This is a genomic window from Pseudarthrobacter defluvii (assembly GCF_030323865.1).
Taxonomy (GTDB): Bacteria; Actinomycetota; Actinomycetes; order Actinomycetales; family Micrococcaceae; genus Arthrobacter; species Arthrobacter sedimenti.
Window position 1 is genome coordinate 2,342,795 of sequence record NZ_CP066362.1, and the last position, 21,671, is coordinate 2,364,465.

Consider the following 21,671-nt stretch of genomic DNA (forward strand, 5'->3'; position numbering starts at 1 on the left):
GCAAGCGGGCATGAAAGAATTACCCAATGGCTGAAGACACGCAGGGTACAGACACGCCCACCACCGCCCCCATCAACGTTCCGGACAAGCCGGCCCTCGAAGGCCTCGAAGCCGCGCTCACCCAGCGCTGGCTGTCCGAAGGAACCTACAAATTCAACTCCGACACCACCCGGGAGCAGGTCTACTCGATCGACACTCCCCCGCCCACCGCGTCGGGGTCCCTGCACGTGGGGCACATGTTCTCCTTCACCCAGACGGACGTCCAGGCACGCTACATGCGCATGACCGGAAAGAACGTCTTCTACCCGATGGGCTGGGACGACAACGGCCTGCCCACCGAACGCCGCGTCCAGAACTACTACGGCGTCCGCTGCGATCCCGCCATCCCCTACAACGCCGACTACCGGCCCCCGGCACAGCCCGCCAAGAACCAGCGCGATTTCGATGTTGTGTCACGCCAGAACTTCATCGAGCTGTGCGAGGAACTGGCTGTGGAGGACGAGAAAGTCTTCGAAAACCTGTTCCAGACCCTGGGCCTGTCCGTGGACTGGGACCTGACCTACCGCACTATCGATGACACCTCCAGGGCAGTGTCCCAGCGCGCCTTCCTGGCCAACCTGGCCGCTGGCGACGCCTACATGGCCGAAGCGCCGACGCTGTGGGATGTCACCTTCCGCACGGCCGTCGCGCAGGCTGAGCTGGAGGACCGCGAAGTCCCCGGCGCCTACTACCGCTACCCCTTCTTCACCGAAGACGGCGACAAGGTCTTCATCGAAACCACCCGCCCGGAGCTGCTGGCTGCCTGCGCAGCCCTCGTAGCAAACCCCGACGACGAGCGGTACCAGCCGCTGTTCGGCAAGACGGTGAAGTCTCCGCTCTTCGACGTCGAGCTCGAGGTCAAGGCCCACCCGCTGGCCAAAGCGGACAAGGGTTCCGGCATCGCCATGGTGTGCACCTTCGGTGACCTGACCGACGTCACCTGGTGGCGTGAACTGCAGCTTCCCACCCGCCCCATCATGGGCCGTGACGGCCGCATCATCGCCGAAAACCCTGAGTGGATCACCAGCGAAGCCGGCAAGCAGGCGTACGCGGCCATCGCCGGCAAGACTGCCTTCTCTGCGAAGGAGGCCGTCGTGGAACTGCTCAAGGAAGCGGACCTGCTGGACGGCGAACCGAAGAAGATCACCCACCCGGTGAACTTCTTCGAGAAGGGCGACAAGCCCCTGGAAGTGGTTACGTCCCGCCAGTGGTACATCCGCAACGGCGGCCGCGACGAGGACCGCCGCGAACGCCTCATCGGCCGAGGCAAGGAAATCGACTTCCACCCGTCCTTCATGCGCTCCCGCTACGAGAACTGGATCGCCGGCTTGAACGGTGACTGGCTGGTTTCCCGCCAGCGGTTCTTCGGCGTGCCCATCCCCGTCTGGTACCCGCTCGATGCACAGGGCAACCCGGACTACGACAACCCCATCCTGCCCTCGGACGAGCTGCTGCCCGTGGACCCCGCGGCCGACGCCGCCCCGGGCTTCGACGAGGCACAGCGCGACCAGCCCAACGGCTTCACGGGCGACGCCGACGTCCTGGACACGTGGGCAACGTCCTCGCTGACGCCGCAGATCGTGGGCGGCTGGAGCCGGGATGAGGACCTGTTCGCCAAGGTCTACCCGTTCGATCTTCGCCCGCAGGGCCACGACATCATCCGCACCTGGCTGTTCTCCTCCGTGGTCCGCGCCGACGCGCTCCAGGACTGTGCCCCCTGGAAGCACGCCGCCATTTCCGGCTGGATCCTGGACCCGGACCGCAAGAAGATGTCCAAGTCCAAGGGCAACGTGGTGGTACCCACCGATGTCCTGAACGAATACGGCTCGGATGCTGTCCGCTACTGGGCTGCCTCGGCGCGGCTCGGTGCAGACACCGCTTATGAGATCGCGCAGATGAAGATCGGCCGCCGCTTGGCCATCAAGCTGCTGAACGCCTCCAAGTTCGTGCTGAACCTCGGCGCCACGGAGAACTCCGTGCTCGCCGGGGACCTCTCCGTCCTGACCAATCCCTTGGACCGGGCACTGCTGGCCCAGCTGGCCGACGTCGTGGCACAGTCCACCAAGGCGTTCGACAACTACGACTACGCACGCGCCCTGCAGCTCACGGAGTCCTTCTTCTGGCAGTTCACTGACGACTACGTGGAGCTGATCAAGGACCGCGCCTACGGAGCTGCCGGCGAGGAGGAACAGGCGTCGGTTCTCGCTGCGCTGGCTACCACCCTGGATACGCTGCTGCGGCTCTTCGCCCCGTTCCTTCCGTTCGCCACGGAGGAAGTGTGGAGCTGGTGGCGCACCGGATCCGTGCACCGCGCCGAATGGCCGGCTGCGCTGGAGATCCCGGGCGGGGACACCACCATGCTGGCAACGGTTGGTGTGGCCCTGAGCGGTGTCCGGAAAGCCAAGTCCGAGGCCAAGGTCAAGCAGCGCACCGAAGTGCTGTCTGCCACCATCACCGCCCCTGGGGCGCTGGCGGCACAGCTGCAGGCCGGGCTGGCTGACTTGAAAGCGGCGTCGAACGCCCGGGAGATCACTGTTGCAGTGGGCGACGGTGACCTTGCCGTGACCGACGTTGCCCTGGCGCCGAGCGACGAGCCCGCCAAGGCCTGATACCGGACGCACCTGGTTCCAGACACAGGGGAAGCCCCATCAGCGTTTTGCCGTTGGTGGGGCTTCGACTGTTTCGGCCATCTGGTGACGTGCTCTAATGGTCTGGCAGGTTCCGCTGATCTCCAGGTCTTACTACCCCGTCACTGGTAGCTTGCAGCGACTTTGCCGATGGCTGCGTCGACTGCATATCACTGAATCTTTGGCTCCTGCGTCCCCTTCTTTCGAAGTGGTAAGCACTATTTTTCTCCCGGCCCGGTCCACGTGCAAGGGCCCCGGGAAAACTACAATTTGGTAGTTTTCCCGGGGCCCTTGGCGTCCCGGTTCTGCGGCCCGGGGCTGGTCAGCCTGTTTTGGATGTCAGTGGAATTCCGGGCTCTCGGTGCGGCTGCGCTTCAGCTCGAAGAAGTGCGGGTAGGCGGCGATCGTGGTGGTGGCGTCCCAGATCCGCCCGGCTTCCTCGCCCCGCGGAATGCGGGTGAGGACAGGACCAAAAAAGGCGGTTCCGTTGAAGGCCACCACAGGGGTGCCGACATCCTGGCCCACGAGCGAAATGCCTTCCTCATGGCTGGCCCGGAGCTGCTGGTCGTAGGCGTCAGAGTTGGCAGCGTCAGCCAGGTCGGCGGGGAGGCCGCAGTCGGCAAGGGCCTTGGTGATGACCGCCGACCGGTCCTTTTCACCCTGGTTGTGGATCAGGGTGCCCATGGCGTCATAGAGCGGTTTGATGAACTGTGGGCCGTGTTCTTCCCTGGCGGCGATGATCACGCGAACCATGCCCCAGGCGTTGTCCATGGATTCGCGGTAGCCGGGATCCAGGTCGCGTCCCTCGTTCAGGACGGCAAGGCTCATCACGTGCCACTCGGTCTCGATGTCGCGAACGCTTTCCACCTCGCCGATCCAGCGGGAGGTCACCCAGGCAAACGGGCACAGGGGGTCGAACCAGAAATCGGCTTTGTTCTTGGCAGGTGAAGTCATGAAGGTCCTCTCGGTCAGGCAGACTTACGGCGCTTGGCCACGTGCGGAATCATGGTGGGTTCGGCTCCCCGCAGGACCACGTCTTCGGTGATCACGACGCTGGCAACGTCCTCGCGGCTGGGAAGATCGAACATCACGGGAAGCAGGACCTCTTCGAGGATCGCGCGCAGGCCGCGGGCACCGGTGCCGCGCTCCAGGGCCTGGTCCGCGATGGCTTCCAGGGCGGTGTCATCAAAGACCAGTTCCACGCCGTCGATCTGGAACATCTTCTGGTACTGCTTCACCAGGGCGTTCTTGGGCGTGGAAAGGATCTGGATCAGGGCGTCCCGGTCCAGGTTGGACACCGTGGTGATCACGGGGAGCCTGCCGATGAATTCGGGGATCAGTCCGAATTTCAGCAGATCCTCCGGCATGACCTCGCCGTAGGAGTCCACCTTCTTGCTGGCCTCGTTGAGCGGGGCACCGAAACCGATGCCCTTGCGGCCGGACCGGGACCCGATGATCTCCTCCAGGCCTGCAAAGGCGCCGGCAACGATGAACAGGACGTTGGTGGTGTCGATCTGGATGAATTCCTGGTGCGGGTGTTTACGCCCGCCCTGCGGCGGCACGGAAGCCACTGTGCCCTCCAGGATCTTCAGGAGCGCCTGCTGCACACCCTCACCCGAGACGTCACGGGTGATGGAGGGGTTCTCGCTCTTGCGCGAGATCTTGTCAATCTCGTCGATGTAGATGATGCCCTGCTCGGCCTTCTTGACGTCGTAGTCCGCGGCCTGGATGAGTTTGAGGAGGATGTTCTCCACATCCTCACCCACGTAGCCGGCCTCGGTGAGGGCAGTGGCATCCGCCACTGCGAAGGGAACGTTCAGGCGCCGGGCAAGGGTTTGGGCGAGGTACGTCTTACCGCAGCCGGTGGGGCCGATCAGGAGGATGTTGGACTTGGCGATTTCGACGTCGTCGTGGTGCCCGCCCTCCCCCAGGCTCCCGGACTTGGGCGCATGGCCTGCCTGGATTCGCTTGTAGTGGTTGTAGACCGCGACGGCGAGGGACCGCTTGGCAGGCTCCTGGCCGATGACGTATTCCTGGAGAAAGTCAAAGATTTCACGCGGCTTGGGCAATTCGAAGCTGCCCAGATCGGCGACCTCCGCCAACTCCTCTTCGATGATTTCGTTGCACAACTCGATGCATTCATCGCAGATGTAAACACCGGGCCCGGCTATGAGCTTGCGCACCTGCTTCTGGCTCTTTCCACAGAAAGAGCACTTCAGCAGATCCGTGCTCTCGCCAATCCGAGCCATATGTGAACCCCTTAGTATCCTGCTGCCAGGCAGCCCTGCACCGTTGCTGAAATCTTCCGGACCAGCGCGGACCGGATTGTGACACCATCCACTCTAGGTCACATTCGGCCCCAAGGGTGGAAAGAAAAGGCCGGTGCGGCCAAATGAACTGGGCCGCACCGGCTTTCCGTACTGCTACCTCGTGATCGCCTGGGGTTTGATCTTGCGTGAATCAAGCACCTGGTCGATGAGGCCGTATGCCTGGGCCTCGTCTGCGGTGAGAATCTTGTCGCGCTCGATGTCGTTGTTGACCTGCTCCGACGTGCGGCCGGAGTGCTGCGCCAGGGTGTCCTCGAGCCAGGAGCGCATGCGCATGACCTCTGCCGCCTGGATCTCCAGGTCGGAGGCCTGGCCGCCCTGGCCGCCGGACAGTGCCGGCTGGTGGATCAGGACGCGGGCGTTGGGCAGGGCAAGCCGCTTGCCGGGGGTACCGGCCGCCAACAGGACCGCAGCCGCACTGGCAGCCTGGCCCAGGCAAACGGTCTGGATCTCGGGGCGGATGTACTGCATGGTGTCGTAGATGGCCGTCATGGCCGTGAACGAGCCACCCGGCGAGTTGATGTAGATGGTGATGTCGCGGTCCGGGTCCGTGGACTCCAGGACCAGCAGCTGCGCCATGATGTCGTCAGCGGAAGCGTCGTCCACCTGCACGCCGAGGAAGATGATGCGGTCCTCGAAGAGTTTGGTGTACGGGTCCTGGCGCTTGAAACCGTAAGGGGTGCGTTCCTCGAACTGCGGCAGTACGTAGCGGCTGGACGGAAGATTGCCGGCTGACCACCCGAAGTTGTAGTTCATTGTGTTTGCTCCTGATCGAAGGGGTTCTGGATGCCGGTTAGCTCTGGGAGTCGGATTCGCCGGAGGAACCGTTGGACGTTCCACCGCCGCCTGACACGGAGCCGGCGTGCGCGGCGATCTTGTCGAAGAAACCATATTCGAGGGCCTCTGCGGCAGTGAACCACTTGTCGCGGTCGTTGTCCTTGAGGATGGTTTCCACGGTCTGGCCGGTCTGTTCAGCGGTCAGTTCCGCCATGACCTTCTTCATGTGCAGGATGAGTTCGGCCTGGATCTTGATGTCGGACGCGGTGCCGCCGATGCCGCCGGACGGCTGGTGCATCAGCACGCGGGCGTTGGGGGTGGCGTAGCGCTTGCCCTTGGTGCCCGAGGAAAGCAGGAACTGGCCCATGGACGCGGCCAGGCCGGTGGCGACGGTGACGACGTCGTTGGGGATGAACTGCATGGTGTCATAGATGGCCATGCCTGCCGTGACGGAGCCGCCGGGCGAGTTGATGTAGAGGTAGATGTCCTTTTCCGGGTTCTCGGCCGAGAGAAGGAGCAGCTGCGAGCAGATCGCGTTGGCGTTGTCGTCACGCACCTCCGAGCCCAGCCAGATGATCCGCTCCTTGAGAAGGCGGTTGTAAATGTAGTTGTCCTGGGCTGCAGGATCGACGGTCGCCATCCGGGGGGCCTCTGAGTGCTGTGACATGTTTACTTACCTCTCACTGGTGACGGTGACATCACTGAAAATCACTACTTGGACACTAACCGGTTTCACCGGTCTTTTGTTCGCGCACCGAGGGCTGTTCGCTGACGGCGCACGATCGTCGAATCCGCGGCAGGTTGTTACAGCTTCAACGCGAACGGCCCCCGGATCGGAGTGATCCAGGGGCCGTGCTGTAGCTCGGTAAGGACTAGGCCTTGGCCTCTGCCGTGGCGTCCTCGGCTTCGACAACCTCGGTCTCAGCGGCGTCGGCGTCGGTGGCGTCAGCGTCCGCTGCATCGGCGGCGGGAGCTTCCTCGCCGCCGGGGCGGACGAAGTCGCTCAGGTCCACTGCGTTGCCGTCGGTGTCGGTCACCGCGGCCTGGCCCAGGACGACGGCCAGCGCCTTGCGACGGCGGACCTCGGAAACCATCATGGGCACCTGGCCGCTCTGGTCGATGATCTGGGCGAACTGGTTGGGGTCCATGCCGTACTGGCTGGCGGTGGTGACAATGTAGTCGATCAGCTCGTTCTGGCTGACGTTGACTTCTTCCTTCTCGGCGATGGCGTCGAGGATGATTTCGTTCTGGAAGGCGCGGGCGGTGTTGGCGCGGACCTCTTCGCGGTGCTCCTCGGTGTCGTGCTCGCCGTCACCGTGGCCGTTGCCCTCCTGGAAGTGGGCTTCGAGCTGCTCTTCGACGACGGAGTCCGGAACCGGAACCTCAACGAGTTCCACCAGCTTGTCCAGGACCTTGTCGCGGGCCTCAACGCCCTGCTCCACGATCTTGGACTCGGCGGCCTGCTTGGCCAGGTCTTCGCGGAGTTCGGCGAGGGTGTCGAACTCGGAGGCCAGCTGCGCGAAGTCATCGTTCGCCTCGGGCAGTTCGCGTTCCTTGACGGCCTTAACTACAACCTTGACCTGTGCGGCTTCGCCGGCGTGGTCGCCGCCCACCAGGGTGGTGTCGAAGATGGCGTCCTCGTCGGCGCTGAGGCCGGTCACGGCCTCGTCCATGCCCTCGAGCATGGTGCCGGCACCAACCTGGTAGGACAGGCCGGCAGCGGAGTCAACCTCTTCGCCGTCGATGGTGGCGGTGATGTCGATGGTGAGGAAGTCACCGTCGGCCGCGGGGCGGTCAACGGACTTCAGGGTGCCGAAGCGGCCGCGCAGTTCGTCCAGGGCCTTGTCCACGTCGGCGTCGGAGGATTCCGCAGCCGCAACCTGGACCTCGATGCCGGCGTAGTCCGGGAGTTCGATCTCGGGGCGGACGTCCACCTCGGCAGCGAACTTCAGGCCGCCGTCGGTTGCAGAGGGATCGGGCACCTCGGTGATTTCCACCTCGGGACGGCTCAGGGGACGGATGCCGGACTCCTGCACGGCAGCCTGATACCAGCCGTTGAGGCCCTCGTTGATGGCAGTCTCCAGGACGTAGCCACGGCCGACGCGCTGGTCGATGAGCTTGGCGGGAACCTTGCCCTTGCGGAACCCGGGGACCTGGATCTGCGACGCAACAGTCTTGTAGGCCGAGTCGATGCTGGGCTTCAGTTCCTCAAAGGGGACCTCAACATTGAGCTTGACCCGCGTGGGGGTGAGGTTCTCGACAGCGCTCTTCACGGTCTAAGTACTCCTGGGTTGTGGGATGGGTTTCTGCAACGCATTGTGTCCAGGCCTACTGGTCCTGGCCGCAGAGTCGGGGTGACAGGATTTGAACCTGCGACTTCCTGCTCCCAAAGCAGGCGCTCTAGCCAAGCTGAGCTACACCCCGTAAGTGCACAGGCAAGTCTACGGTGATACGCGTCGCGATTGCACATTTGACACGTAGGCCATGGATTAGGTTTAGTTGTATCCGGCTTGAACAGCCAGCCCGGAGATTCCGCTGAAAATCGGATCATCCTTCGGGGACGTAGCTTAATGGTAAAGCCTCAGTCTTCCAAACTGATTACGCGGGTTCGATTCCCGTCGTCCCCTCCAGGACAACAAAAGGCCCCTCCTTCGAGGGGCCTTTTTGTGTTTGTGCCCCTACGCCGTTGGCTGCTGGCAGTAGGGGCACCAGTAGAGGTTCCGGCCGGCAAGGTCGGCCATGAGCACGATGGTGCGGCACACCCGGCAAGGCAGTCCGTGCCGCTTGTAGACGAAATGGACGTCGTCACGGTGCGGGAAGCTGCCGCTCTTTGCCGGAACGGGCACGCCCGCCGCAGCGGCCTTCGCAGCCGTGGTGCCGTCGAGCGTCCAATATTTAGGCGGGGTGGTGATGATCCGCCCGTCCGCCACGCCGTCGGTCATGACGGCGACGATGTCGCGCCAGAGCTTGCGGGCATCGCCGTCCGCCAGTGCGCTTCCGGGCAGCCACGGATCAAGGCGTCGGCGGAAGAGGACCTCGGCGCGGTACACGTTCCCGACGCCGGCAATCACCTTCTGGTCCATGAGCAGCGCCGCCAGCGGGGTCTTGCGGGCAAGGACGTTGGCGGCGAACCGGCCGGCGTCACCGCGCAGGTTCCGCAGCGGATCCGGCCCCAGCCGCGCCAGCACGGCGCCTGCTTCCGCCACCGTGATGGTCTCGCAGGTGGTGGCACCGCGAAGGTCCGCCCAGCCGTGGCTTCCGGCGAGCCTGACGCGCACGGCCCCGACGGGTGCCGGCGGTCCGGCGTACGGTGCGCCGCCGTCGTCGTCCCCGTCAGCGAACGCCTCCTGCTCCCCTACCCGCCTCGGGGCGCCGATGCTCGAGGCGCCGCTGAACGTGCTGTCCCCGCCAAAGCTCCAGGCGCCGTACAGGCCCAGATGGACATGCAGCACCAGCGAGTTGTCGAAGTGCAGGAACAGGTGCTTGCCGTGCGCCTCGGCGGCGACCATGGTTCGGCCGTCCAGCAGCGCCGCGCCCCCGCTGAACCTGCCCTGCGGGCTGGAAACGGCCAGCGCCTCGCCAGCGAAGACGTCGCCGAACTGCCGGGCGAGCCTGCGGACGGAATGGCCTTCAGGCACTACTCGATGACCTCGCCGGTTGCCTCGAACACGGCGATCTTTTCGATCCGGCGGATGTGGCGTTCATCGTTGCTGAACGGTTCGGCCAGGAATGCCTCGACCAGTTCGGTGGCTTCTTCCACCGTGTGCTGGCGGCCGCCCAGGGCCACCACGTTGGCGTCATTGTGCTCGCGGGCCAGCGTGGCCGTGGAGAGGTTCCAAGCGAGGGCGGCGCGGATACCCCTGACCTTGTTGGCGGCGATCTGCTCGCCGTTGCCGGAGCCGCCCAGCACGATGCCCAGGGCGTGGATGCCGGCTTCCCGGTCCGCCACCACGGCAAGGGCGGCGTTGATGCAGAAGGAAGGGTAGTCGTCCTGGGCGTCGTAAACCTGGGGACCGTGGTCCACCACCTCATATCCCTTCCCGGTCAGGTGGGAGACGAGGTGGGCGCTGAGCTCCATCCCTGCGTGGTCGGTGGCGATGTGGACCCGCGGGAAGGCAGGGGTAGTGGTCACGTGCTAAGTCCGTTCATTTCGTGGGGCTGGCGGGCCGCCGGTGGAGGCCGGAACGACACCGATAAGGATACTAGGACGGGCCGCGACTCAGGATTCCGTCCGCCTGCCGGCAGGTGGCGGGCCTCCGCCGCGCCGGGCCCTGGCGGCCACCCGGGTGAGGACTTCGGCCAGCCGCGCGGCCGAAGCCTGGCTGCCGCCGCTGACGGCGACGCGCTGGCCGTCAGTCTTGCTGACGACGACGGCGGGCCCGCTGCTCACCAGCATGGCGGCGGTTCCGCGGTGGTGCCGGTAGCCCCACCCGCCGTAGTCAGCCGCTTTGACGTCCGCGGCGCTGGCATCTGAAATGGCGCCGGCAGGCACGTCCATGACCGGGACCACCCCGGCCAGCATGACCTTCAGCCCTCGCCGGTCCGCCCTGATGCGGGCAAAGAGGAACGCAGCGCCGATGACAGCCAGGACAACCAGGAGGATCCCCAGCCACGGCACCACCACCGCAATCAGCGCAGCCGGGAACAGGGTGGCGATAGCGATCATCACGAAGACTGAACTCCTGGCATGCACCCAGAGCCGGATGCTGTCCCGGGCAAGGTCCGGATCCTGCTCCCTGGCAATGGCAATCTGGAGGGCCCGGTCGTCATCCGGCGACCATTGCCGGTCAGCCTTGTACACCATGCCCATGGCCACTCCGAGTGACACCGCCGCGCCGCTGCCGAGGGCGAGGACTGTCATGTCCACATGCGACTGCCGGGCGTCGGCCAGCCCGGTTTGGCCGATCAGCCCTGCGGCAAGGGCCGAGGTGATGAACAGGCTGAGGAACAGCCCCGCCCCCATCATGATGCGCCGCATCATGACCGGCCGGCCGAGGGGTACCGCCTGCAGCAGGACCAGCCAGCCTGCCACGGCGATTCCCGCGGCACCAACCCCTACATAGGCGCCAAATGGCGCGAAGGCTGCACCGCCGTCGTCCGTCCACTGGATGGCGAGTGGATCCGGAAGGTCCGGACGCAGCAGAAACGCGCAGTAGACGAAGGCGGCGGCCAGCACGACGGGGAACCCGACAGCAAAACGCATCGCCTTGGTGTCTACCGAATCCAGCAGCTTTCCCATGTATTTAACGCTACCCCTGCGGCAGCCCCGCCAACCGTCCGGCCCGGCAGGGAGACCGCTGTGACCTGCGCAACTTGCCAAGGACTGCCGGGATGGAAGAATGCATCACAGTGCCGGAACCGGGACCACCGGCCGGCAGCCGAAACACCTCTGGAGGACCTCCTTTGCCAGGCATGAACCTGACGCGCACCGAAGCCCGTGAGCGCGCCGAACTGATCACCGTCGAGTCCTACGACGTCAACCTCGACCTGACCCGCGGCGGCGAGGTCTTTGGCAGCACCACCACCGTGAAGTTCACGGCGGCACCGGGATCGTCCAGTTTCATCGACGCTGTCACCCGGACGGTGCACGGCGTGACCCTGAACGGCCGCAGCCTTGACCCGGCCACCGTGTCGGACGGCGTGCGGATCCAGCTGCCGGACCTGGCGGAGCACAACGAGCTGACCGTTGTGGCCGACATGCCTTACATGAACACCGGGGAAGGCCTGCACCGGTTCGTGGACCCGGTGGACAACGAGGTCTACCTGTACACGCAGTTCGAGGTTCCCGATTCCCGCCGGATGTTCACCGTGTTCGAGCAGCCGGACCTGAAAGCAACGTTTGCCTTCACCATCACGGCACCGTCGCACTGGGACGTCATCTCCAACTCCCCCACACCTTCTCCGGAGGAAGCCGCCCCGGCAGAAGACGGCTCGGCCAGATCGGTGTGGACCTTCGCCCCGACGCCCCGGCTGTCCTCCTACGTCACGGCCCTGATTGCCGGCCCCTACCAGTCCGTCCGCAGTGAGGTCACCAGCTCAGACGGCCGCGTCATCCCGCTCGGCGTCTTTGCCCGGAAATCGCTGACGCAGTACCTGGACGCGGACAACATCTTCGAACTCACCCGCCAGGGATTCGGGTTCTTCGAGGCGCAGTTCGGCTGCCCGTACCCGTTCGAAAAGTACGACCAGCTGTTCGTTCCGGAGTTCAATGCCGGCGCCATGGAGAACGCCGGTGCCGTGACCATCCTGGAAGGCTATGTCTTCCGCAGCAAGGTCACCGGCGCCCAGATCGAGCGCCGCGCCATCACCGTCCTGCACGAACTGGCGCACATGTGGTTCGGCGACCTGGTGACCATGCGCTGGTGGAATGACCTCTGGCTGAACGAATCCTTCGCCGAGTACATGTCCCACCTGGCGGCGGTGGAGGCAACCTCCTTCACCAGTGCCTGGACCACGTTCGCGTCCGTGGAGAAGTCCTGGGCCTACCGGCAGGACCAGCTCCCCACCACGCACCCGATCTTCGCCGAAATCAACGACCTGCAGGACGTTGAGGTCAACTTCGACGGCATCACCTACGCCAAGGGTGCCTCGGTGCTCCGGCAGTTGGTGGCCTGGGTGGGGCCCGAACAGTTCATGGCAGGTGTGCGCGAGTACTTCGCGAAGCACTCGTGGCACAACACCGAGCTCCGGGACCTGCTGGTTGAACTGGAAAAGGCCAGCGGACGCGACCTGGATGACTGGGGCCGGCAGTGGCTGGAAACCGCCGGCGTCAATACCCTCGCTCCCGAGCTGGACGTGGACCCGGATGGGACACTGCGGTCCTTCGCCATCCAGCAGACGGCGGTTCCCGAATGGCCCACGCTCCGCCCCCACCGTCTGGCCGTGGGGTTCTACAACCTGAACGGCGCAGGCAAGCTGGAGCGGGTGCACCGCGAGGAGCTGGATGTCGACGGCGAACGTACTGAGGTGCCGGCACTGGCCGGCCTTGCCCAGCCGGACCTGATCCTCATCAACGACGACGACCTCGCCTATGCCAAGGTGCGGCTGGATCCCAAGTCGCTGGCCACCGCCACCGCCCGCCTGAAGGACTTCACTGAAAGCCTGCCCCGGACCTTGGTATGGAACTCGGCGTGGGACGCCGCCCGGGACGGCGAGACTCCGGCCCGGAAGTACGTGGAGCTGATCCTGGCCAACGTGGCCGCGGAGACCGACTCGTCCGTGATCCTGGTCCAGCTCCGCCAACTGGCCACCACCCTGAATTTCTATGTGGCCGAAGAACACCGCGAGGCCACTACGGCGGCGGCGGCGGACCGGCTGTGGGATCTGGCTGCGGAGGTTCCGGCAGGCTCCGATGGACAGCTGCAGTTCATCAAGGCTTTTGCCCTCCTGGCTCGCAGCGGGTCCCAGCTGGACCGGGTGGCCGGCCTGCTGGACGGGTCGGTGGCTTTGGAGGGACTGAGCCTGGACCAGGACCTCCGGTGGGAACTGGTGGCCTCGCTGGTGGCCGGCGGCCGGATGGGCCAGGACGGCATCGACTCGGAGCTGCAGCGGGACAACACCTCCAGCGGACAGAATGCTGCCGCGCTGGCCAAGGCCGCCATTCCCACCCCGGAGGCGAAGGCCGCGGCCTGGGAGTCCATTGTGGTCAAGGGCGAACTGTCCAACGCGCTGCAGGGATCGGCGGTGACCGGCTTCATGCGGGTGCTGGACCGCTCCCTCCTGGAGCCGTACTCCGAAAAGTACTTTGCGGCTGTGCCTGGCATCGTGGCAACCCGCACCCACGCACTGGCCCAGCAAATCGTCGTCGGCCTCTACCCGGCGCTGCTGACCACCCAGGCCACCATCGACCGGACCGACGGCTTCCTGGCGTCGCTGCCGGCCGAAAGTGCCGCACTTCGCCGCATGATGCTGGAAAACCGCGACGGCGTTGCCCGCGCCCTGCGTGCACGCGCAGCTGACGTGGTGGCGGACGGCAGCCCGCAGTGAGCCTCGGCGAGCACCACTACTCCCTGGCAGTCCAGTGGACCGGCAACCGGGGAGACGGAACCTCGTCCTACCGGAGCTACTCGCGGGACCACGATGTGCTCATTCCGGGCCTGCCGCCCCTGAAGGGCTCGGCCGATCCCACGTTCCATGGAGACCGGGAACGGTACAATCCGGAGCAGCTCCTCCTGGCCGCACTGGCGCAGTGCCACATGCTCTCCTATCTGCATGTGGCCGTGAAGCACGGTGTGGTGGTCACTGACTACCGGGACGAGGCAACCGGGCTGATGCGGCTCAACAGGGACGGCAGCGGACAGTTCGAGCGGGTTGTCCTGCATCCGCACGTGACGGTGGCCGATGCCGCACAGGCCGAACTGGCCGCGTCGCTGCACCATGAGGCCAACCAGGTCTGCTTCATCGCGCGGAGCGTGAACTTTCCGGTGGAACACCAGCCGGAGACCGTGGCGGGCTAACCGCCGCTTTCATTGTGGAGCAGCCGTAGGAGGCGTTCCTCAGTAGCGGGCTGCAGGCCGGCCTTCCGGGGCCGGCCCAGCCCGCGGGCACGTTCGTCAGCCAGGGTGTCCGCCATGGTTTCCTGCCACGGCCGCAGCACCATGCCGGCGGCTTTGGCTGCCCGGTTGCTGCGGGCCATGAAGCCCTCGTGGTGCGGTGGCAGCCAGAGGGGAAGGGACTCCGGCCCGGACCAATAGTTGACGCCCTGCTCCACCAGCCAGTCCCCTGAAGCCGTGACGGCAGCTTCGTGCGAGGCGGAAGCCTTCCGGCAGGCGCTCACGATGTCCGCAAAGGGTACATGGTCCCCCATGGCGTTCAGGGGTCCGGTGATCCCCTCTTCTGCAGCCCGCAGGATCCAGGCCGCCAGGTCCCGCACGTCGATGACCTGCGTGGGGCCGCCGCCGATGTCCGGGACGAGCACTGGTCCGGAGTTCCTGGCGAAGCGGGCGGGCCAGTAGCCGTAGCGGTCGGTGGGGTCGCCGGGGCCGCTGATGAGGCCTGCCCGGCAGAGGTGGGCCGTCCCGTGTGTGGCTTCCAGGGTGGCTTCCTCGATGGCCACTTTAGACTCGCCGTAATTCTCCGGCGTGGACAGCGTCCCGGCGGGCAGCGCCGGCAGAAGCGGTGCGTTCTCCGCCGCGCCGGGCACGGAGTTGTCGGCGTAGGCCGAACAGCTGGACACGAAGGTCCAGTGCCCAGCCCGGCCCGTGAGTGCCGCCAAGGCTTCCCGCGCCGGTTTGGGGTCCCGCGCGACCTCGATCACGGCATCCCAGTCCCCGGCCAGTTCCTGGTATGCTGCCTGCCCTGTTGACCGGTCCGCCCTGATCCACTCTGTGCCGGGCGGCGGCGCAGCCGTTGTTCCGCGCGCCAGGCACGTGACGTCATGGCCGGCGGCAACCGCCTGACTGGCAATCTCCTTGGAAAGGAAGGCGGTTCCGCCGAGGATGAGGATGCGCATTGCTCCACGCTACGGCGCTAGGGTTGAAAGAGAACAGAGCAATATCCCAAGGAGCTATTTCCACCCATGGTCAGCATGTTTTCCCTCTTGCCCCCTGCCACCAGCCAGCCAAGCGGTGTGAGCGTCCCGGGCATCGTGATCAGCCTCGGCATTGGCGTCGGCGTCTGGCTGGTGGCGACCTTCATCATCTCGCGCATTACCAAGCGCGTCGCGGCGGGAAGCAATTTCTTCAAGAAGCCCACCTTCAAATGGGTGGCGCCGGCCTTCCGCGCCTTGGATCATGAACGCCGGGTCCAGCGCGCGGAGACCATCGGCTCGCTCCTGAACAGCGTGGTGGGCGTGCTGGTGGTAATCATCACCGGCATGTACGTGCTGCAGAACCTGGACATCAATATCGCCCCGCTTCTGACCAGCGTGGGAATCCTGGGTGTGGCCATCGGCTTCGGCGCCCAGCAGCTGATCCGCGACTTCCTGGCCGGGATTTTCATTACCATTGAAGACCAGTACGGAATCGGCGACGTCATCGAAACCAGCGAGGTGGTGGGCGTGGTGGAGTCCATGGGCCTGCGGATCACCCGGGTCCGCTCGGACGACGGCGCCATCTGGTACCTGCGCAACGGCGAGATTCTGCGCGTGGGCAACCGGTCGCAGGGGCGCTATGTCCCGCTGCACGAATCCGACGACGGGACCACCGAGCAGGGCTCGGCGCACGTTGAGACCAAGAAGACAGACCAGAAAGCCGGGGACTAGCATGTCGCTTCCCATCGAGCCGCGCCGCCCCGTCCAGGGCCAGCGGCCGCCGTTGATGCAGAATGATCCCTTCAGCAAGCCGGACTACACCGACAGCTTCTACGATGCAGTGGGTGGACACGACACCTTCGTAAAGCTCATCGATGTCTTTTACGACGGCGTAGCCACCGATCCGGTGCTGCGGCCGATGTATCCGGAAGAGGACCTGGCCCCCGCAAAGCGCCGTTTCCTAATGTTCCTCGAGCAGTACTGGGGCGGCCCCACCACGTACGGCGAGGAACGCGGCCACCCGCGCCTGCGGATGCGGCATATGCCGTTCAGGGTCACGCCCGAGGCAAAGGACCGGTGGCTGTTCCACATGCGCACCGCCGTGGATGCCCTGGAATTGCCGCCGCTTTACGAGGGCACCCTGTGGGACTACATGGAGCGGGCCGCGCTGTCCATGGTGAATAGCCCTTCCGACTCCTGAACTCTTGATAACCGCAAGTGCAGATACGGCCGCAGCCGCAGGGGCCTAAAGCAGGCCGCTGCCGGTCCGGGCCAGGACGTGGCCGCGGGGCCCTGTCAGCCGGAACCAGCGGCCGGCCCGGTACAGCTTCTGGTCCCCGTCACCCAGGAACCCCAACGCCAAGGCTGCGAAGGCTGCACCGGCGGGCAGGCCGGCGTCATCCAGTTCGCGTCCCCAGACTGCAGCCCGTGCGTTATTGACGATGAGGGCACCCGGCTTGTCCGGCACAATGCCTGCCACTTCGGCTATGCCCGCCTCCGCCGCAGCCCGAAGCCGGGCGTCGCTGACGGACCCCAGCAGCTCCCATCCGCCCCGCGGCGCGCCCACCCCCGTCCACGACTCGCTGACTGTGGTGGGCGGCACCGGGAATTCGACGACCTGCTCCCCTACCCGCGCGAGCCGGTCCAGGACGGATGACAAGGCAACGGTGACATCTGTCCCGGACGGTTCCGCCAGGGCCATGGTGCGCAGGCCCAGAATGGTGGGCGTCGATTCGCCCAGGAGCCTGGGCCGCAGGACGCAAACGTAGGCGGCAAGGACCAGGCCGGCGGCCTGCAGGCGCATAGCTCCGCTGTCGTCGATAGACTTGGCCCGCGTGGCGAACGTCTTGAGGTCGGCCAGATCCCGGGGATCGGCGAAGCGGAAGGACGAAGTGAGAAGTTCAGACACACCTAAGACACTACCGGCTGTCCGGTTGAGTGGTTCCCGCGGCGACGTCTAGAGTCAGACCCATGACTGAAGCCGAAGCCGGACTGCTGGCGCCGCCAAGCGGAGACCCAACCTCATCACTGATCGAACTGCTGGACCTTGGTGAGCTTGAGGGCGCACGGACGGATGAGGATATTTTCCTGGGCCCCTCCCAGCAGCAGCCCCACCACCGGGTGTTCGGCGGGCAGGTGCTTGCGCAGTCACTGGTCGCGGCCACCAGGACGGTGGATCCGGAGCGGTTCGTCCACTCCATGCACGGCTACTTCCTGCGGCCCGGTGACGCCAACAAGGCCATCACCTTCGGGGTGCAGCGGCTGCGCGACGGCCGGTCCTTTTCCGCCCGGCGCGTGCACGCCTACCAGGACGGGGTGCCCATCCTGTCGATGATCGCCTCCTTCCAGGGTGAAGATGAAGGCATTGACCACTCCTCTGCCATGCCGGCCGGAATCCCGGACCCTGAATCACTGCCCAGCACCGCTGACCTGCTGGGAAAGTTCGACCACCCAGTGGCCCGGCACTGGGCGTACGAGCGCCCGTTCGACATCCGACACGTCGACCCGCCGCTGTATGTGTCCGCAACCGGACCGCGCGAGGCCCGCAACGCCGTGTGGATGAAGACTTTCGGCCCGATGCCGGACGACTCGAACCTGCACCGTGCGGCCCTGGCCTACGCCAGCGACTACACGCTCCTTGAGTCCATCCTTCGACGGCACGGCCTGAACTGGACCAGCCCGGGCATGAACGTCGCCAGCCTGGACCACGCCATGTGGTGGCACCGCCCGGCACGCGTTGATGAATGGCTTCTCTACGTCCAGGAGTCCCCCAGTGCTCATGGCGCCAGGGGACTGGCCACCGGCAAGATCTTCAACCGTGAGGGCCACCATGTCGCCTCAGTGGCCCAGGAGGGCATGGTCCGCATTCCTGCTCTCCCGGAAAACGCGTAAACCCTGTCGGCAGCTCCAGCGGCGGCACCTTAGCCGCGGGAATGGGTAAGGCCGGCACCCCGGTGAATTGTTCATCTCGAACAGTTCACATCGGGTGCCGGCCTTACTCTTATGCGTTAGTCATCCGTTGCCGGACCCCGCAGATCAGTCGCGGGTGAGGCGCCGGTGGGTGACGCGGTGCGGCTTGGCGGCGTCGGGGCCCAACCGCTGGACCTTGTTCTCCTCGTAGGATTCGAAGTTGCCCTCGAACCAGTACCACTTGGAGGGGTTTTCGTCGTCGCCCTCGTAGGCCAGGATGTGGGTGGCCACCCGGTCCAGGAACCAGCGGTCGTGCGAGACCACCACGGCGCAGCCGGGGAACTCGAGCAGCGCGTTTTCCAGGCTGCTCAGGGTTTCGACGTCGAGGTCGTTGGTGGGCTCGTCAAGCAGCAGCAGGTTGCCGCCCTGTTTCAGGGTAAGGGCGAGGTTCAGGCGGTTCCGCTCACCGCCGGAGAGGACGCCGGCCTTCTTCTGCTGGTCCGGGCCCTTGAAGCCGAACGCGGCCACGTAGGCGCGGGACGGCATCTCGACGTTGCCCACCTGAATGAAGTCGAGCCCGTCGGACACGACCTCCCACAGGGTCTTGTTGGGGTCGATGCCGCCGCGGCTCTGGTCCGCGTAGGAGATCTTGACCGAGTCACCAATCTTCAGGTCGCCGCCGTCGAGCGGTTCCAGGCCGACGATGGTCTTGAACAGGGTGGTCTTGCCCACGCCGTTGGGGCCGATGACGCCCACGATGCCGTTGCGGGGCAGGGTGAAGGACAGCCCGTCAATCAGGACCCGGTCCTCGAAGCCCTTCTGGAGGTTCTTGGCCTCCAGGACCAGGCCGCCCAGGCGGGGTCCCGGCGGAATCTGGATCTCTTCGAAGTCAAGCTTGCGGGTACGGTCCGCCTCTGCGGCCATTTCCTCGTAGCGGGCCAGACGGGCCTTCGACTTGGTTTGGCGTCCCTTGGCGTTGGAGCGGACCCACTCGAGTTCCTCGGCGAGGCGCTTGGCCTGCTTGGCGTCCTTCTTGCCCTGGATTTCCAGGCGGGCGCGTTTTTTCTCCAGGTACGTGGAGTAGTTGCCCTCGTAGGGGTACAGGTGGCCGCGGTCCACTTCGGCGATCCATTCAGCCACGTGGTCCAGGAAGTAGCGGTCGTGGGTCACGGCAAGGACGGCGCCGGGGTAGCTGGAGAGGTGCTGTTCGAGCCACAGGACGCTTTCGGCATCCAGGTGGTTGGTGGGCTCATCGAGGAGCAGCAAATCCGGCTTCTGCAGGAGCAGCTTGCAAAGTGCCACGCGGCGGCGTTCACCACCGGAAAGGTTGGTGACATCAGCATCGGCCGGCGGGCAGCGCAGCGCGTCCATGGCCTGTTCCAACTGGGAGTCGAGGTCCCACGCATCGGCGGCGTCGATGGCTTCCTGCAGCTTGCCCATTTCTTCGAGGAGGGTGTCATAGTCAGCGTCGGGGCTGGCCATTTCCTCGGAGATCTCGTTGAAGCGCTGGATCTTTCCGTAGATCTCGCCCACGCCTTCCTGGACGTTGCCCAGGACGGTCTTTTCCTCGTTAAGGGGTGGTTCCTGGAGCAGGATGCCTACGCTGTAGCCGGGACTGAGCCTGGCCTCACCGTTGGAGGGCGTGTCCAGCCCGGCCATGATCTTCAGGATGGTGGACTTACCGGCACCGTTGGGGCCCACAACACCAATCTTGGCGCCCGGGAAGAAGGACATGCTTACGTCATCAAGGATGAGCTTTTCGCCAACGGCCTTGCGGGCCTTGGTCATTGTGTAGATAAATTCCGCCATGGTCTCAAATCTAGTGGGTCGGCGGGCAGATCTCACATTTGCAGCCGGCAGGCTACCGCCATCAGGAGCCCACGAAACATTTACCGCTGGCCAGCACCGGAAGCACCGTGACGGTTACAGCGCCTTCGCGCACCTGCCCGATGACACAATCCCTCCCCTGCAGCACGGCCGCTTCGATGGCATCCGCTTCCAGTCCGGTGGGCGTCCGGCTTTGCGATACCTGGAGAACACCCGGTGCGATGCCTGCACCCGTCAGGGCTTCGCTGACCTGGGCTGTGGCCGGTTTCGGGGTTCCGCTTGCCAATTTGGTAAGAGTGTCCGTCACAGTGCGCTTCACCGCCTCGGTAGCCGCTGCAGCCGCTGGCGCCCCACCGGACGTGTCGGCCAGCGGTTCTCCGCTGGGCCGAGTGCTTCCCGCGGCCGAACCAGTTGCCTGGGCAGGCTCCTGCGGTCCACCGTCGGTTGCCTTGGCCTGCGGCGACGTCTGCCCCTCGCTGGCCCCGAATGCCGGTTGGCTCGCCGAAGGGCCGGCAACACACCCCGACAGCACACAGGCCAGGGCGGCGCACGCCAGTGCTGCACCGGCGCGTTTGTTGGGCCGCTGGTAAGGGGTGGGATGCATGGTGTCATTCTGCCATGGACGCAGGCATCGACCGGCGTGCAAGACCGGTACCCGGTGTGGGGCTGCGGGAAGCATCGTCCGGAACCGTCGGCAGCAATAGGCGGACGGCCATCAGGCATTTGACGGGCGGATGGAGGGCGGCCGGGGGGGTGCCGCCGTCCATCCGCCCGGGACTGAACGGGGACGCTGGTAAGTAATACGCGTTTCCTAGACCTCGGCGAGTTCCCCCGTTTCCAGGTCCAGCGAGGCGAGGGCACCGTCGCTGTCCTCGATGACGACGGAGGGCTGGCCGTGGTCCTCGGCGTGTTCATCCTCCTGGTCCTCCAGTTCATCCGGAACCTGGTCCATTTCGGCGTCATCGGGAACTGACGGTTGCTCCACCAGGGAGAGTGCCGGCCTGGACGCCGTACGAATGAAGTTTGCCGACCCAAAGGTGAGATCGTGCCCCACGGCCTCCGCGTCGATGATGGTGGAGTGGTACACCCGGCCGTCCTTTTCCCAGGTGTGGATCTTCAGCTTGCCCACGACGATGACCGGCTGTCCCTTCCTGATGCTGCAGCCCAGGGTTCCAGCAAGGTTGCGGTAGCCCTGGACCGTGTACCAGTTGGTGTGTCCGTCACCCCAGGTCCTGGATGCCCGGTCAAAACGGCGGGCGGTGGACCCGAGCCGGAAGGAGGCCGTTGCCACTCCCCCTGGCGTGGTGGAACTCGTTATCTCCGTGGCCACGAAGCCCCGGATGGTGATGATCGTTTCGCTCATGTCTACGTCCTGTCTGGATGGTGGCGCCTTTAGCAGGCATGACCAGCATCGCGCCGGACAACGGCGGACAGCAGGCATGGATTTTCATATGTGGACAACAACCGCCGTTACATCGTGTGTGGAGGAGGGGTGGCGGCAGGATGCCGCCACCGGCACCCCGGGCAATGTAAACTTTTGGAGGCGCCGGCCCCTGGGCCGGAAGCCGATGCCTCAGTAGCTCAGGGGATAGAGCAGCGGCCTTCTAATCCGCCGGTCGGGGGTTCGATTCCCTCCTGGGGCACCGAAAGATGCGGTCCCGGCCAGCCGACGCGCTGGGCGGGACCGCATCTTTG

General features: G+C 65.4%; 19 protein-coding genes and 3 tRNA genes. 8 read left to right on the plus strand and 14 right to left on the minus strand.

Features of this window, described 5'->3' with window-relative positions:
• The first annotated feature begins 26 nt into the window (after nt 1-26).
• Nucleotides 27-2,648, plus strand: a complete 2,622-nt coding sequence (gene valS, locus JCQ34_RS10815; RefSeq protein ID WP_286397510.1) for a valine--tRNA ligase — start codon at nt 27-29, stop codon at nt 2,646-2,648.
• Nucleotides 2,649-3,005: 357 nt separating this feature from the next.
• Here valS and JCQ34_RS10820 read toward each other — a convergent pair whose 3' ends face one another.
• The 6 genes from JCQ34_RS10820 to JCQ34_RS10845 form a co-directional block, all read right to left on the minus strand.
• A complete protein-coding gene (locus JCQ34_RS10820) occupies nt 3,006-3,620 on the minus strand; it encodes a mycothiol-dependent nitroreductase Rv2466c family protein (RefSeq protein ID WP_286397511.1) in 615 nt (204 codons plus the stop codon).
• A 14-nt stretch (nt 3,621-3,634) separates the two neighbouring features.
• Nucleotides 3,635-4,915, minus strand: coding sequence for an ATP-dependent Clp protease ATP-binding subunit ClpX (gene clpX / locus JCQ34_RS10825; protein ID WP_142133619.1), 1,281 nt, complete (start codon nt 4,913-4,915; stop codon nt 3,635-3,637).
• Nucleotides 4,916-5,089: 174 nt separating this feature from the next.
• Nucleotides 5,090-5,749, minus strand: a complete 660-nt coding sequence (locus JCQ34_RS10830) for an ATP-dependent Clp protease proteolytic subunit (protein ID WP_142133618.1) — start codon at nt 5,747-5,749, stop codon at nt 5,090-5,092.
• Between the two features lie 37 nt (nt 5,750-5,786).
• The gene (locus JCQ34_RS10835; RefSeq protein ID WP_286404440.1) at nt 5,787-6,410 is read right to left on the minus strand and encodes an ATP-dependent Clp protease proteolytic subunit; all 624 of its coding nucleotides are present in this window, start codon (nt 6,408-6,410) and stop codon (nt 5,787-5,789) included.
• Between the two features lie 232 nt (nt 6,411-6,642).
• Entirely contained in the window at nt 6,643-8,043 is a 1,401-nt protein-coding gene (tig, locus tag JCQ34_RS10840; protein ID WP_286397513.1) for a trigger factor, read from the minus strand.
• A 76-nt stretch (nt 8,044-8,119) separates the two neighbouring features.
• Nucleotides 8,120-8,194: transfer RNA gene (locus tag JCQ34_RS10845), tRNA-Pro, on the minus strand.
• Nucleotides 8,195-8,326: 132 nt separating this feature from the next.
• Here JCQ34_RS10845 and JCQ34_RS10850 point away from each other — a divergent pair.
• Nucleotides 8,327-8,400: transfer RNA gene (locus tag JCQ34_RS10850), tRNA-Gly, on the plus strand.
• Between the two features lie 48 nt (nt 8,401-8,448).
• On the opposite strand, the gene JCQ34_RS10855 is transcribed toward JCQ34_RS10850, so the two are convergent.
• The 3 genes from JCQ34_RS10855 to JCQ34_RS10865 form a co-directional block, all read right to left on the minus strand.
• Entirely contained in the window at nt 8,449-9,408 is a 960-nt protein-coding gene (locus tag JCQ34_RS10855; protein WP_286397515.1) for an Fpg/Nei family DNA glycosylase, read from the minus strand.
• On the minus strand, nt 9,408-9,902 hold the full coding sequence (locus JCQ34_RS10860; RefSeq protein ID WP_286397517.1) for a ribose-5-phosphate isomerase: 495 nt from the start codon (nt 9,900-9,902) through the stop codon (nt 9,408-9,410). The genes JCQ34_RS10855 and JCQ34_RS10860 overlap by 1 nt, the downstream gene beginning before the upstream one ends.
• An 87-nt stretch (nt 9,903-9,989) precedes the next feature.
• Entirely contained in the window at nt 9,990-11,009 is a 1,020-nt protein-coding gene (locus tag JCQ34_RS10865) for a hypothetical protein (protein WP_286397519.1), read from the minus strand.
• Between the two features lie 173 nt (nt 11,010-11,182).
• Here JCQ34_RS10865 and pepN point away from each other — a divergent pair, with 173 nt between their 5' ends.
• The gene (gene pepN, locus JCQ34_RS10870) at nt 11,183-13,756 is read left to right on the plus strand and encodes an aminopeptidase N (RefSeq protein ID WP_286404442.1); all 2,574 of its coding nucleotides are present in this window, start codon (nt 11,183-11,185) and stop codon (nt 13,754-13,756) included.
• Nucleotides 13,753-14,226, plus strand: coding sequence for an OsmC family protein (locus JCQ34_RS10875; RefSeq protein WP_286397520.1), 474 nt, complete (start codon nt 13,753-13,755; stop codon nt 14,224-14,226). The genes pepN and JCQ34_RS10875 overlap by 4 nt, the downstream gene beginning before the upstream one ends.
• On the opposite strand, the gene JCQ34_RS10880 is transcribed toward JCQ34_RS10875, so the two are convergent.
• Nucleotides 14,223-15,221 (minus strand): NAD-dependent epimerase/dehydratase family protein, encoded by a 999-nt coding sequence (locus JCQ34_RS10880; protein WP_286397522.1) that lies wholly within the window; start codon nt 15,219-15,221, stop codon nt 14,223-14,225. The two genes, JCQ34_RS10875 and JCQ34_RS10880, sit on opposite strands and share 4 nt — an antisense overlap.
• Nucleotides 15,222-15,287: 66 nt before the next feature.
• Here JCQ34_RS10880 and JCQ34_RS10885 point away from each other — a divergent pair, with 66 nt between their 5' ends.
• Nucleotides 15,288-15,971: a mechanosensitive ion channel family protein gene (locus JCQ34_RS10885; RefSeq protein ID WP_286397524.1), complete on the plus strand. Its 684-nt coding sequence runs from the start codon at nt 15,288-15,290 to the stop codon at nt 15,969-15,971.
• Nucleotide 15,972: 1 nt separating this feature from the next.
• The gene (locus JCQ34_RS10890) at nt 15,973-16,440 is read left to right on the plus strand and encodes a globin (protein ID WP_286397526.1); all 468 of its coding nucleotides are present in this window, start codon (nt 15,973-15,975) and stop codon (nt 16,438-16,440) included.
• A gap of 45 nt (nt 16,441-16,485) precedes the next feature.
• Here JCQ34_RS10890 and JCQ34_RS10895 read toward each other — a convergent pair whose 3' ends face one another.
• Nucleotides 16,486-17,148, minus strand: coding sequence for a hypothetical protein (locus JCQ34_RS10895; RefSeq protein WP_286397528.1), 663 nt, complete (start codon nt 17,146-17,148; stop codon nt 16,486-16,488).
• A 62-nt stretch (nt 17,149-17,210) separates the two neighbouring features.
• On the opposite strand from JCQ34_RS10895, the gene JCQ34_RS10900 reads away from it, so the two are divergent.
• Nucleotides 17,211-18,131 (plus strand): acyl-CoA thioesterase, encoded by a 921-nt coding sequence (locus JCQ34_RS10900; RefSeq protein ID WP_286397530.1) that lies wholly within the window; start codon nt 17,211-17,213, stop codon nt 18,129-18,131.
• Nucleotides 18,132-18,275: 144 nt separating this feature from the next.
• On the opposite strand, the gene ettA is transcribed toward JCQ34_RS10900, so the two are convergent.
• The 3 genes from ettA to JCQ34_RS10915 all read right to left on the minus strand — a co-directional run bounded on the left by ettA (nt 18,276) and on the right by JCQ34_RS10915 (nt 21,339).
• The gene (gene ettA, locus JCQ34_RS10905; RefSeq protein WP_286397532.1) at nt 18,276-19,958 is read right to left on the minus strand and encodes an energy-dependent translational throttle protein EttA; all 1,683 of its coding nucleotides are present in this window, start codon (nt 19,956-19,958) and stop codon (nt 18,276-18,278) included.
• Nucleotides 19,959-20,019: 61 nt separating this feature from the next.
• Complete coding sequence (locus JCQ34_RS10910; protein ID WP_286397533.1) at nt 20,020-20,580, minus strand: DUF6993 domain-containing protein; 561 nt, start codon at nt 20,578-20,580, stop codon at nt 20,020-20,022.
• Nucleotides 20,581-20,787: 207 nt separating this feature from the next.
• Nucleotides 20,788-21,339 (minus strand): single-stranded DNA-binding protein, encoded by a 552-nt coding sequence (locus JCQ34_RS10915; RefSeq protein ID WP_286397535.1) that lies wholly within the window; start codon nt 21,337-21,339, stop codon nt 20,788-20,790.
• Between the two features lie 207 nt (nt 21,340-21,546).
• Between JCQ34_RS10915 and JCQ34_RS10920 the strand changes: the two genes are divergently transcribed.
• Nucleotides 21,547-21,619 (plus strand) — tRNA-Arg (locus JCQ34_RS10920).
• Nucleotides 21,620-21,671: the final 52 nt, after the last annotated feature.

Excerpts from the sequence above, each read along its gene's own strand:
- JCQ34_RS10890 (WP_286397526.1), top strand. The coding sequence starts at position 15,973 with ATGTCGCTTCCCATCGAGCCGCGCCGCCCCGTCCAGGGCCAGCGGCCG.
- JCQ34_RS10885 (WP_286397524.1), top strand. The coding sequence starts at position 15,288 with ATGGTCAGCATGTTTTCCCTCTTGCCCCCTGCCACCAGCCAGCCAAGC.
- valS (WP_286397510.1), top strand. The coding sequence starts at position 27 with ATGGCTGAAGACACGCAGGGTACAGACACGCCCACCACCGCCCCCATC.
- JCQ34_RS10880 (WP_286397522.1), bottom strand. The coding sequence starts at position 15,221 with ATGCGCATCCTCATCCTCGGCGGAACCGCCTTCCTTTCCAAGGAGATT.
- JCQ34_RS10865 (WP_286397519.1), bottom strand. The coding sequence starts at position 11,009 with ATGGGAAAGCTGCTGGATTCGGTAGACACCAAGGCGATGCGTTTTGCT.
- JCQ34_RS10830 (WP_142133618.1), bottom strand. The coding sequence starts at position 5,749 with ATGAACTACAACTTCGGGTGGTCAGCCGGCAATCTTCCGTCCAGCCGC.
- clpX (WP_142133619.1), bottom strand. The coding sequence starts at position 4,915 with ATGGCTCGGATTGGCGAGAGCACGGATCTGCTGAAGTGCTCTTTCTGT.
- JCQ34_RS10915 (WP_286397535.1), bottom strand. The coding sequence starts at position 21,339 with ATGAGCGAAACGATCATCACCATCCGGGGCTTCGTGGCCACGGAGATA.
- JCQ34_RS10820 (WP_286397511.1), bottom strand. The coding sequence starts at position 3,620 with ATGACTTCACCTGCCAAGAACAAAGCCGATTTCTGGTTCGACCCCCTG.
- pepN (WP_286404442.1), top strand. The coding sequence starts at position 11,183 with ATGAACCTGACGCGCACCGAAGCCCGTGAGCGCGCCGAACTGATCACC.
- JCQ34_RS10900 (WP_286397530.1), top strand. The coding sequence starts at position 17,211 with ATGACTGAAGCCGAAGCCGGACTGCTGGCGCCGCCAAGCGGAGACCCA.
- JCQ34_RS10910 (WP_286397533.1), bottom strand. The coding sequence starts at position 20,580 with ATGCATCCCACCCCTTACCAGCGGCCCAACAAACGCGCCGGTGCAGCA.
- ettA (WP_286397532.1), bottom strand. The coding sequence starts at position 19,958 with ATGGCGGAATTTATCTACACAATGACCAAGGCCCGCAAGGCCGTTGGC.
- JCQ34_RS10835 (WP_286404440.1), bottom strand. The coding sequence starts at position 6,410 with ATGGCGACCGTCGATCCTGCAGCCCAGGACAACTACATTTACAACCGC.